A 12,041-nucleotide genomic window follows, 5' to 3' on the forward strand; every position below is an offset into this window, starting at 1 on the left:
TGCTTGGGTTGACTCGGTTTGTGTGTTCCTTTAAAATAATTATAACTGGGGTAATTTAAAATTTATCAAGGAGCGAGACATGTCCATAATCACAATATCGAGAGGATCGTTTAGCAGAGGTAAGGAAGTCGCAGAGAAATTAGCAGCAAAATTAGGTTACGAATGCGTTTCTCGTGAAATTCTCCTCGAAGCTTCTGAAGAATTTGACATACCTGAAATGAGACTAACCAAAGCATTGCATGATTCTCCTTCGATATTTAATAAATTCAACCAAGGAAAACTTCGATACATGACGTATTATAAATATGCTTTATTGAAGCATATTCAAAATGACAACGTCGTGTATCATGGGTTAGCAGGTCATTATTTCTTAAAAGATATACCTCATGTCTTTAAGGTTCGAATACTGGCCAACATTGAAGATCGCGTAAAAGAAGTTATAAACAGAGACGGCATTCCTGAAAACCAAGCTATTGATACTATCAAAAAAGATGACGTTGAAAGAAGAAAATGGGGAATGCAACTATACGGCATAGACACCTGGGACAGCAGACTCTACGATATGGTCATCAACATTCATAAACTTCAGGTTGATGATGCTGTCAATATACTTTACCAGGCTGCAAACAAACCAGTATTTCAAACCACTGAAGAATCGAAAAGAAAAGTTAATGAAATCACTTTAGAAGCAAAAATTTACTCCATCATGATAGATTACTCATTGGTGGTTGAAGTGAGAGTAAGGAACAAGGAAGCTTTTCTATCAAACGTGGGAGACGTTTTAAAAAATGATGAAGTCATACGATCAAGAATTGAAAATATAGTTAATCAGATAGAAGGAATAGACAAGGTTACTTTTCTTGATAAGACTTCAACAGATCAAGGCCATGTCAACCCCTTTTACAATATTGAAAGCTAGCAATGGACGCATGTGATTCTGTAAAAAATTTTGTCAGACGGGTAGCTTTATGAGAGAGTCAATCAAAATTGGCTTAAAATAAAAACTCTTATACTGCTCAAAGGAGCTTGATGGGTGAGATTCAACCGCCCGCAAATGTAGTATGAGGTGCTCATCCCGGCGCTTTCGAGTTGCCCCCCGGGAACGCCGAGCTCCAGCTCGGCTTTATGCTGGAAGAAGGCAAGATCAAGGCCTGCATTCAAGCATTTAGCCTGGAGTGAAAAAATTAAAAAGTACCCCAAACTGCTACATGCGGCATGCCTCCGTGGGGTGAATGGGCTGGACATGGTTGCTTGAATTCCTGCCTTCTCATTGCATTTCTTCTGTTTTCTGTTCTATGCCGAGCTAGTGCTCGGCCGTTCCCGGGGACAGAACCGGGTTGCTGGGTCGGCGGGGTCATAGGTCGATAGGGTCAGGTCTTGTAGGTCGGCATTTTTCCTGGGGTAAATTTTTACATGGACCTGACAGCAAAACGTAAGGCGTGCCTCTGGGAGATGGTGCAATGGGGGGGCTGGGAGTTACGGCAAGCATTGCACCATAATTGTAAAAAGCATTTAGCTGCCCAGGGAAGAAGTCTATTAAGGGAAAATTTCACGTAACGTTCTGTGATTGATGACAAAATAAAAAATAAGGATCGATTGCAACAGGGTAACGATCCCCGCTACAATTGTTCTCCCGGGTTGCGCCCCTTTTCCGAAACCCTACAAACACCAATGTCAAGACTAGAGCGGCAAGGTCACCTCAAACACCGTATTTCCCGGCTTGGACTCAACCGCAATCTCGCCGTTATGCGCCTGGACGATGCCATAGGAGACAGGTAAGCCCAGCCCCACCCCTTCAACTGCCGATTTAGTGGTAAAAAACGGTTCAAAGATATGATCCATTGCCTCTGGTTTTATTCCCACCCCATTGTCCTTAATTGAGATCACCGCTTTTTCCGGGTACAAGGCAGTGAGTATGGTGAGTACGCCACCGTTTTCCTTCATCGCATCGATTGCATTGAGGATGAGGTTGATAAAGACCTGTCGGAGCTGATCTTCCACCGCATTGATCATGATCTCCTGCTTATCGTAGAGTTGAACCAGTCGTACTTTATTTAAAGAGAGTAAACGTCGGTGGAAAACGAACAGGCTATCCAGAAGGTGATGGAGATTAAATGTTGTTCTGCTTCCAGAGGTGGGACGATTAAACCGTTGGAGATCGCGTATAAGCCCTCTCATGCGATCACACTCCTTTTCTGCCATAGACAGCAGCTCGGCATCTTCTTCTTTAAGATACGAACGCTTAAGAATATCTCGCATGACAAAGCGCATGCCTAGGAGTGGGTTGCCAAACTCGTGGGCAACGGAAGATGCCAGCTTTCCTATGGCGTCCATTTTCTGAGCATGATGCAGTTGCTGCTCAAGCTCTACCTGTTGGGTAATGTCGCGGGCAAAATGCAGCGTAGCCGCTATTTTGTCCCAGGTTATCCGTACTGAGTTAAGGTGAATCCACAGCTCTTCCTGATTGTTGTTGAGGATCTTGAAGGTGTGGGTTTCCGGTGATGCATTTTCCAATGTCCTTTGATAGTGTGCGAGAACGTCCTCGCGATATTCGGGATGGAGCAAGTCGGCAATGGGCAGAAACGCAAGTTCATGCATAGTGTACCCCGTCATCTCGAGTGTTCTCGGATTTGCAAAGGTAATCCGGCCTTCTTGGATAATGAAAATACCATCATGGGCGTTAGAAAAAAGGAGCCGATATTTATTTTCACTCTCGCGCAGAGCTTTTTCAGCCTGTCGCCGAATATCTTCCTGCTGCTGGAGAGCCGCGGCCATTTTATTGTACCCTTCCACCAGGAGATTTTGATGTCCGGCATCCTGCCGGTTGACTATTCGATAACTGAAATCTCCCTTCATGATTTTATCGAAAGCCGTTTTGATCCTTCGGTTAACCGCATCCAGCAGAGAAGCTCGCGGCACTGTTACCAGAAAAGTCCAGTTTATGTCGGGGACAGTGCCGTAATAGGCAAGGAGTTCCTCTCCGTCTCTCCCCTTTAAGCGCAACTCTCCCTGCTTGCCACGGATCAAGCCGGCTGATTGTAAAATGGCTAAATCTCCTCCCAGACTATTTAGTTTATGCTGAAACAGGCTCCCTTTTTCCTTGTCGATTCCAGCCTCAATAGAGGGGTGAACAATAATATTTTCATACTGGTCAAAAATACAATTTTCCTGGCCTGCTACATACGATTCATCAATATAGTCCTGATAAAGGGTGTTCATGGGCAGGTCAATGGACCAGGCACCGATAAACCGCTCTTCATGATAAACCGGTATGGATACCGAAAGAATAACCCCTTCTCCTGCATAGTCTATGCTGGGCAGTGTCCATCGAATTGCCCGCTCGGGATTGGCCTGGGGGGTGACCGAGGCAAAGGTATGATAGGTCAACCAGTTAAAATCGGGAGTGATGGCTGTTACCTGGTCGATATAAGGGAATTGAATTGAAGTGTTGGTGATATCCTGATAGTAGATCCAGGCGCTGCCGGGTAAACGGGAATGGATCTCTTGGACGAAGGTTCCTATATCGCGCAGGCAATACATTCGGGAACGAGCATCTTCCAGGTCTTTGATTGCCGGATCCCATGAATGGCTGATAGCGTCTTTAGGTGCCACTCCCTTTCGGAATTGTTGAAGCAAAGGCAAACTCAGCCAAAAGCCGTCAGTATCGACACCAAAGCCGTCCTGCTCCAGCCAAGTGTCAATGTCCTGCTGTGTATGGTGCTGTTGGGCCAGCAGAATAAGGGTCAGCCGTCTGAGCTCATAGAGCGCATCGTAGTGACGAGTGATATTATTTTGCAGCAGCGTAACTGTCCGACTAACCTGCAGCCGGATTAATTCGGTTTCGCCTATTGTTTTTTTCAAACCATGCCTGCCGGTGCTCTTGTTTCTGGTTATCATCAACATTTCCCCCATGCGTCTCCCTCACTCGGAAAAACCGGGGAAAAATCAACCGGTCCCATGTACCGGCTGTGGATAAAGACACCGTGAGGATTCGGCCTCAACAGGTCGTGTGTCCGGGTTTCCTGCTTATCGTTTGGCATTCATGGATTCTGTAAATACCCTATTCTCAGCAAGGAAGCCAGCTTCGTTGCAGGCCTTTGTGCATGTTTTTTTCCCAATCACACTGGGTGTGGTTTGCTCTCAGCAAACAAAGAGACTTTTTCAGCAACCAGACCAATGTTTACAATGATAGCAAGCTCACAGGGAACGTTCTTTTTTCCTACCATGGGCAAGGAAAACAGGCACATACATCCATGCTCCGGGAATTGACGGTAGGTTTCGGAGCGCATCAATCACCTGCTGGTCTTCAGCTTTCCACAAATGCATACGCTTCAGGGTCTGCTCTTTAAAGCTGAAAGCAGCGTCTACAAGTGCATTCATGGGAATTTCTCTTGATGTTATAGGCACCACTTCTGTGTTGATGGCGGTGAGGCCTTCACCAAGCATCAAGTCGCCGAGTTTTCTACCGATGAATCTGTCGCCGCCCATTCCAGCCTGTGCCTCGGCGGTTCTCTGCTGAAACCCATAGAGGCCCGGAGGTTCAGGGTGAATAATGACCCCCCTATCATCAACATCGAGAATAAAAATCAATCCTCCTGGTCGGGTAACCCTGTCCAGCTCTGCCAGTACCTCCGATGGGTTGGGCAGATGTTGAAAAACAAAACGGGCATTACAATAATCGACTCGATCATCTTCCAGCGGTATCTCTTCTCCTCTTCCTTTTACAAAAGTACACCTTTCCGACACCCCAGCCTCCAGCGCCGCCTGCGTTGCCGTATTTCGCAGCATATCATCCGGCTCGACCCCTATAAGCCGACTGTTGGGGAACATTTTTGCCAACATAACAGAAGTCAGTCCAGGCCCAGATCCCAGATCAAGAAAAGTACTGTTATCGACACATCCTATTTTGTTAAGCCAATACCTTTCAATTTCTTCCCCCATCCAGGCCTGCTTTTGCAGCCGTTCCAATTCTCTTTCCGGATCATCCAGTGTGGTGATTGCATATGAATCGTTGAATTCTTCTTCCCCGTGTGTGCCATTGCCGATGAGTTGTTCATTTCTTTTATAGTAACGACTTGAAGCACGTTGATACGATTTTATATAGTGCAGATGCATCATCTGCAACCGGGAAACTAGTAGAAGATTAAGATTCATACTTAACCGGCTTGCGAAAGAGGCGTCTTGTTTACCCATCACCTCAAACAGGTTGGAGGGCAATATCAAAACCTCTGAGTCTTCCAGGGCAACGAGAGAGGCGCTGCGAGTCCCTCCGATGAGCGCTTCTGCCTCACCGCACAATTCTCCGGGTCCCAGCACTGCAACAAAATGGGGATCAGCGTCTTTATCAAAGGTAATCCCAAGTTGGCCGGAAAGAAGCAGCCCCATGCTCTGTTCGTTTTCGCCTCTATTGAAAAGTCGCTCGCCTCGCTTGATACGAATATTAGGGTATCGTCGCATGTGCTGCATAAGGCGCTGCATTTCTTCCGGGGAAAACCCTTTGAAAAAACTGGTTGTCGGTGACGACCTGAAACTATGAGCTATCCCTGCCCAAAGGGCCTTTTTCTGCAAAGGCGTGACAAGAGGGTCTTCCCATTCCGGGAAAACTTTTTTCAATAATAGAGCGGTTTTTCCACCATCATCCTCCCTGGCAGAGGCAAAACGGCGCAAAGGGCTTCTTACTTTTTTTAGATAGGCTTTATCCTGGGAGATTAAAAGCATCGGGAGACGTAGCCCAGCATCTGCATAAAGTCGCTTGGGAGCCACATAAGGACGATACCCTAATTGATAATAAAGATGCACCAATGACAGTTCCGATAAACAGATATCAATGCTGTACCCAAGCGCGATGCTGCGTTTATAGAGAAAATTAACCAACAGTGACACGACTGTTGTCCCGCGATAGCCTGGATCAATCATCAGGCCACTGGTATAACTCACTGACGCTTGGTCAAGCGTTTGCAGAAGCGGTTCAAGCTTAAGGCAATCACGCAGTTGCCGGGGGAATACGGATTCTGCTGCGGAGTTATTGCGGATAGCTCCCGCAATACCTCCCGTCTCTGTATCTTTTGCAACAATCAGGTAGGCATTTGTATCAAGTTCATCACTGTATATTTTTTGCTGGTGATCTATCCCAGGCAGTTGTTTGTTCAGTTCTTCTGCATAAATCGTATATCGAAAACCGAAAAGCTGCTGACGCTCGGCTTCGGTTGTAACTTCCTGAATGGCGATGGTCATATGCTCACTGTGGTTTGAGTGGAAAAGCTGTTCGGGTGTCCAAAAGCTCTCTTGTAACTTGAGATAATTCTAGCAGGATCAAAGGGTTCACAACAAGTGCTTTTATCGGTGCTGCTTCAGCGGCCTTCTTGAATATAGACACCAATTCCTCTTTTGCCTATATCTCTGCGGGTAGCGGGAGACGTGATGAGTCCTGTTGTTTCTTCTGTTACAAACCGTTGGAAAAACTTATGCAAACGCCATTGACTCTATTTTTGGCCTTTTCTTTCTGGTCTCATGGCTGTAGTTTACAGCTGGACTGTTTGCTGTAACATTGTCATTCATTTAACCATCTATTCATTTGAAATCATAAAAAAAAGCCGCGCAGCTGCTACAACACGTAGTTACCTGATAACATCAACATTAACCATATAAAAAGGACTGGAGATGCATGCTCACTACTTGCAACATGTATCTTTTGAAGGTCTCGGCAGTATCGAAACTTGGCTCCGAGATGCTGGATATGAAATAACAAACACTCGTTTCTACGAAGCTGGGGTGCTTCCCAGTATTGCTGATATTGACCTGCTCGTTATTATGGGCGGCCCCATGAGCGTGAACGATGAGATACAGTATCCCTGGATGGACAAAGAAAAAAAATTCATAAAAGAAGTCATCCAGTCAGGGAAACCCACTCTAGGTATTTGCCTGGGCGCGCAACTCATTGCCGCTTCAATGGGTGGGGATGTTTTTCCAAATTCGGTGAAAGAAATTGGATGGTTTCCAGCGCAAGCCACTAAAACGGACAGCACTACTTTTTTTCAGTTTCCGAAAGAAATACCAGTATTCCATTGGCACGGGGAAACATTTAACCTGCCGGAGGGGGCAGTTTCAATCGCAGAAAGCAAAGGTTGTAAAAACCAAGCCTTTCAGATTGGAGACAGTGTTATTGGGCTTCAATTCCACTTGGAGACAACACCTGGTTCAGCGCAGGCCATTGTCAAACACTGCAGAGATGAACTCGTGGAGGGTGCCTACATCCAACGCGAGGAAGAAATTTTAGCGACACCTCAAGAGCAATATGAGGCCATCAACAAATTAATGGGAAAAATCCTGGAATATTTACATACAAGGAAAGGCTAAAGCGCATATTGCGGGTGTACTGAACAATCACATTATTCAGGTAGAAATAAAGCCCAGCCAAAGGAAAGACACCACAAAGCTTTCTACTCAAAGGCGTTACCCTACCAGATGGACAAAAGGTGATCATGTTATGAAAAGGGGGACTTGATGCGCAAAATAGATCGTGATGCAAAAATTTTGATTCTCGGAGCAGGCGCAGGGGGACTTTCGACTGCGCACTACTTACGACAGTACGGGTACAAGAACGTTACGATCTTTGAAAAACTAGGCCGTGTAGGCGGATTGTGTCGGTCCATTACCGAAGACAACCAGTCTTTTGACCTGGGTGCCGCAGTAGTTTCGCCTGACTACGGCGAAGTACTCAAAATGGCTCGTCAGTACAGGATTCGCCTGGAAAAAGCTATTGGTGCGGCAGCATTTTCTATGGATAACGGAAAAAACGAAACTCCTTACCATCGGTTGTACGACTATCTGGCAGGCGGCTCCTCATTGATCCGACACTTACGCTACCTGCTGCTCTGCCTGAATTATCTGAAAAAACGTTTTTTTCTTCGCGATGTGTTTCGACATCCCGGGTGGGCAGGCATCACAGCGCACCCGGATTTATGCGTTACGTTTTCTGCTTGGTTAAAAAATAACCATTTAGAAGAATTGAGCCGTCTCTTCGAAATACCCATTACCACATTCGGCTACGGTAACCTCGACGAAATCCCCGCACCCTATGCGCTACGCTACATGAGCACCAGGACGCTTGTGGCTATTTTGCTCAGTAGTGTAAAATTCTCTCGATTCCTCCCGGGCGTGCTGTTGGTGCGGCGATTTACATATGGCTTTCAAAGATTTTGGGAGCAAGTGGCCTGGGACTTAAATGTGCGGCTGAATGTCGAGGTCAAGACAATCAAACGAAATGAGGACGGAATCACTGTCACTTACACCCATCCTATACAAATGCTTGGCGACCAGGTGAGCCATGCCATAGACAAGGCCCAGTTTGACCATCTGATTATCTCTTGTCCGCTCTTAAAAAAAGAGATGGAAAAAATGATGGATCTTACCGAAGAGGAAGCCTGGCTGCAGTCGAGGACACAATTTATCCCGTACGCCGTCGCATCCTTTGAAATTGCCGACATGGTTTTACAGGAGCGAGTTGCCTTTCACCTTCCTCTTCCTCCCTTGGGGGAGCCCATGATCATTTCCCAACCGCACCCGGACAACGAACTAATGGCCTTTTACGCACGGCTGTCCTCTTCCAACCCGACAGAGGCTGATGAACATAGGCTGCGTGAACATGTTGAGCGCTACGTAAAGGCATTTGGCGGAAAAATTAAAACCGATGATGATTGGCACTCTTACGATGCATGGCTCTACTTCAAACACGTCTCTGTGTATGAGTTCCGTGCGGGCTATTACGACAGGTGGGAAAAAATCCAGGGAGAAAACCGGACCTTTTACGTGGGAGGGCTGTTTGATTTTGATTATGTGGAAGGCATAGTTTGTTACAGTCGTGCCCTTGTCGAACAACATTTTATAAAAGAAATATGACGCCACATTTATCACTCTTCTCTATCCAGCTTACCGTACAGGTTGGGATGGCCTGTGCTCCATGGCATAAACGAGGACCGGAGCGTGTTGAAATGAAAGGACAAACAACCCGTAATCCCCTGGAGTAGCCAGAAGACAGCGAATCTAAAAAAATGGCAAAATGCTCATGAGCAATTCGCCATAAAGACCCAATAACAGTATTCAAAATTAATTAGCAAGTAACCTCTTTCTTGAGTTCCTTCCCTGAAAGAGATTTCCAGGTTTTGGCACACATCTTTTAACGAGGATGTTGCCGTTCTTTTTCCACGACTATTGAGAGCCTCAACATGAAGATATGGGTAGATGCAGACGCTTGCCCTGCAGTGATCAAAGACATTTTATATAAAGCTGCAGAACGAACAGGCACAATGCTGACACTGGTTGCCAACCAATTTCTACGAACACCGCCATCACCCTACATATGCTTTGTCCGCGTCTCTGCTGGTTTAGATGTTGCAGACAATGAGATAGTGAAAAAAATGAGCGCCGGTGACCTGGTCATCACCGCCGACATACCCTTGGCGGCAAATGTGGTGGACAAAGGGGGCTATGCACTGAACCCCCGTGGGGAGATGTATACCGCGGAAAATATAAGAGATCGTCTGAGCATGCGTGATTTTATGGATACTCTTCGCACAAACGGTATAGAAACAGGCGGCCCGGCAACACTCAACAAGCGGGACCGGCAAAATTTTGCCAACCGCCTTGATGCTTTTTTAAACCAACATGCCGGAAATAAAAATCGAATGTGACGGGAAAAAACACGTTCTCATGACCAATGAACTTTAACCCACAAAGAAGAGAAGATTCGGGGTGGGCAGCAATTACAGCCCACCTCCGTCCTCTCCCTTTACAAAGCTACACTATTGAACCAGAATGGGAAACTATCAAGTACCCCCAACTTCTGTTCATTCTTTCCCTTCGTTTTCAGCTAGTTGTTGTTCTTGTTCTATATCCATCTCCAGCGAAATAGCAGCACCAGCCTGTGCAATCTTTTTGGCCTCTTCCGATGCCAGATCAATATTTTTTGCTTCCTCTGGAAAGTCCACGATAACTTTACGGTGAGCGTAATAAATACCCTTTACATTTAATGCCTCAGTAATACGCCGATACGCTTCTCGTCTAATAAGAAACTGTTTGCCCGGCTTGGCCGTAAATTTGACTTTAATAACCATAACAGAATTGGCTATTTCATTGACCCCCTGAGACTTTATAGGCAGGATAAAATCATCGCAAAATTCCGGTTCACTAAGCATAGCCTGCCCGACTTTCTTGATGATTTTACGAACTTTGTCAACATCGGTATCATAAGGGAACTCCAAGGGAAACTTGACAACTATACCGCCACGCATAAAGTTGGTTATAGTTCCCAGGTCACTATGCGGTACGACCTGGAGCATTCCAAGATGGTGCCGCAACAGAACATTTCTGAGTGATATTGCCTCTACCGATCCTTTAATGGAACCGGCCTGGATATATTCTCCAACTCGAAAGGCATCATCTAAAAGAAAAAAGAAACCGGAAAGAACATCGGAAACAAGTTTTTGGGCACCAAAACCGACTGCAAGCCCCACCACTCCGGCTCCGGCAAGTAATGGTCCAATATTCACCCCAAAAGATGAAACGACCACCAGGACAACCATTACAATCAATACGCTGGCAATCACTTTCCGTAGCATGGGCAAAAGAGTATGACTTCGGCCAGTTGGAACTGCACCACCGAATTCGTCGTCAGAATCTTCAGCACTTGCGCCATTTTTGGGAGTAGCATCTTCTATCTTTTTCTCGATATACGATGAGGCATGCTGCCAGAAAAGCAAAGCAAGGGTAAGCACGACCAGCGATTCGAATATGGCCCTTATCGCATGTTGAGCAAAGGGTAATGGGTAGCCCCAAAGATTGAGCAGCCACGCTACGAGTACACAAAAAACAAATGCCTTAAAAAATAAGAATGCCTTGTCGACAACTTCTCGTTTTTTCTCTTCCGAAGTTTTGGCTTGCTGCTCCTGTTCAGCACCCACAGGTGATTGCTGTTCCCAAATTGCAGGTTCACTGGCTGCAAAAAGATCCAGTGAGTCTACAACCGAACATATCACTACCTTGCCGATACTGATGACTCCCAGATAGATTGGCAGAATTAATACGCTGCCGATAAGAGCGCCATCATGCAAAGCTGTGCCTGTAAGCTCCTGCGCTACCCAGATACCCCAGCATACCAACAGGTAAAACAGGAAAGGAAAGAGCCAGTAATCTGCCAGCTGCATTTTTAAGGTTTCCTGTTCCGCCCCCTCTTTAAGCACAAGTGCAACCTGTTTTTGCATGCTGAACAATTGATAACCGATCGAACACATCATCAACGTTCCAAAACCAATAAATAGCCATGATACGGTTTGCTCCTGAACGCCCAATTCCCTAAAATAACGGATAAACAATACGCCGATAAAGACAATCGAAAACGTTGATCCCACTATTTTTACAATGGGCGTGACCAGCTCTGTAGGAATTGATATCAGACGGTTACCTGCATCATCGGCCAAAAATGCAGCCCTGGTGCAAAAGACGACAAATCTTGTTATCAAAAACGTGCCCAGCAGCAGCTGGAACAACATTTTATTGTGAACTGATATCCACCCCACTGTCAGCACAAAAAAGACTGTTGATACAATCCCAACGATAAACAGTTCCACACACTTTGGTATCAGATGTAATAAGGATACAGTGATTTTTGCCCACAATTGATCGTTGGGAATGTTTACCGCCTGCAGCCGCGTAATATATTTTTGAAATGCTCTGTTTGCCCATAACATTGCAAGATATCCAATGGCAATAGAGACCATGGACAAGAGACACATACGTGCCACTCCCCACAAACCTTTTTCGCCGCCGGACTCTTTGAGGACTGTCGTAATATCTCCAGGCACCCTAGATACAAATGACACAACGGTAACCCTTTTTCCAGCCTCATCTTCACTTTGGGGCAGGGAGTCAAGCATACGGAGCCAACCACTTAAAAAATCACTTTTTTGATATACTTGCCCATTAGCTTCACGGTGCCTGCTATCGCCAACAGTGGTGGTCACTACGAGTTGCTGACCATCAGCAAA

General features: G+C 46.0%; 8 protein-coding genes. 5 read left to right on the forward strand and 3 right to left on the reverse strand.

The window, feature by feature from the left end; translation table 11 throughout:
- The first annotated feature begins 79 nt into the window (after positions 1 to 79).
- Entirely contained in the window at positions 80 to 919 is an 840-nt protein-coding gene (locus tag JWH17_RS06855) for a cytidylate kinase-like family protein (RefSeq protein ID WP_205221844.1), read from the forward strand.
- Positions 920 to 1,680: 761 nt separating this feature from the next.
- On the opposite strand, the gene JWH17_RS06860 is transcribed toward JWH17_RS06855, so the two are convergent.
- Both JWH17_RS06860 and JWH17_RS06865 read right to left on the reverse strand, forming a co-directional pair.
- Positions 1,681 to 3,897 (reverse strand): ATP-binding protein, encoded by a 2,217-nt coding sequence (locus tag JWH17_RS06860; RefSeq protein WP_205221845.1) that lies wholly within the window; start codon positions 3,895 to 3,897, stop codon positions 1,681 to 1,683.
- 300 nt (positions 3,898 to 4,197) lie between these two features.
- On the reverse strand, positions 4,198 to 6,234 hold the full coding sequence (locus JWH17_RS06865) for a methyltransferase domain-containing protein (protein WP_205221846.1): 2,037 nt from the start codon (positions 6,232 to 6,234) through the stop codon (positions 4,198 to 4,200).
- A gap of 426 nt (positions 6,235 to 6,660) precedes the next feature.
- On the opposite strand from JWH17_RS06865, the gene JWH17_RS06870 reads away from it, so the two are divergent.
- From JWH17_RS06870 to JWH17_RS06880, 4 genes are all read left to right on the forward strand, one after another.
- A complete protein-coding gene (locus tag JWH17_RS06870) occupies positions 6,661 to 7,356 on the forward strand; it encodes a type 1 glutamine amidotransferase (protein WP_205221847.1) in 696 nt (231 codons plus the stop codon).
- Between the two features lie 147 nt (positions 7,357 to 7,503).
- Complete coding sequence (locus tag JWH17_RS06875) at positions 7,504 to 8,898, forward strand: FAD-dependent oxidoreductase (RefSeq protein WP_205221848.1); 1,395 nt, start codon at positions 7,504 to 7,506, stop codon at positions 8,896 to 8,898.
- Positions 8,895 to 9,026, forward strand: a complete 132-nt coding sequence (locus tag JWH17_RS24030; protein WP_269755821.1) for a hypothetical protein — start codon at positions 8,895 to 8,897, stop codon at positions 9,024 to 9,026. The genes JWH17_RS06875 and JWH17_RS24030 overlap by 4 nt, the downstream gene beginning before the upstream one ends.
- A gap of 198 nt (positions 9,027 to 9,224) precedes the next feature.
- Complete coding sequence (locus JWH17_RS06880; RefSeq protein WP_205221849.1) at positions 9,225 to 9,689, forward strand: YaiI/YqxD family protein; 465 nt, start codon at positions 9,225 to 9,227, stop codon at positions 9,687 to 9,689.
- A 156-nt stretch (positions 9,690 to 9,845) separates the two neighbouring features.
- Here the strand turns inward: JWH17_RS06880 and JWH17_RS24315 are convergent, their stop codons facing one another.
- Positions 9,846 to 12,017: a mechanosensitive ion channel family protein gene (locus JWH17_RS24315; protein WP_205221850.1), complete on the reverse strand. Its 2,172-nt coding sequence runs from the start codon at positions 12,015 to 12,017 to the stop codon at positions 9,846 to 9,848.
- Between the last annotated feature and the right edge of the window lie 24 nt (positions 12,018 to 12,041).

This window comes from Desulfogranum marinum (assembly GCF_016918565.1).
Lineage (GTDB): Bacteria > Desulfobacterota > Desulfobulbia > Desulfobulbales > Desulfobulbaceae > Desulfogranum > Desulfogranum marinum.

Excerpts from the sequence above, each read along its gene's own strand:
- JWH17_RS06855 (WP_205221844.1), top strand. The coding sequence starts at position 80 with ATGTCCATAATCACAATATCGAGAGGATCGTTTAGCAGAGGTAAGGAA.
- JWH17_RS06860 (WP_205221845.1), bottom strand. The coding sequence starts at position 3,897 with ATGATAACCAGAAACAAGAGCACCGGCAGGCATGGTTTGAAAAAAACA.
- JWH17_RS06865 (WP_205221846.1), bottom strand. The coding sequence starts at position 6,234 with ATGACCATCGCCATTCAGGAAGTTACAACCGAAGCCGAGCGTCAGCAG.
- JWH17_RS06870 (WP_205221847.1), top strand. The coding sequence starts at position 6,661 with ATGCATGCTCACTACTTGCAACATGTATCTTTTGAAGGTCTCGGCAGT.
- JWH17_RS06875 (WP_205221848.1), top strand. The coding sequence starts at position 7,504 with ATGCGCAAAATAGATCGTGATGCAAAAATTTTGATTCTCGGAGCAGGC.
- JWH17_RS24030 (WP_269755821.1), top strand. The coding sequence starts at position 8,895 with ATGACGCCACATTTATCACTCTTCTCTATCCAGCTTACCGTACAGGTT.
- JWH17_RS06880 (WP_205221849.1), top strand. The coding sequence starts at position 9,225 with ATGAAGATATGGGTAGATGCAGACGCTTGCCCTGCAGTGATCAAAGAC.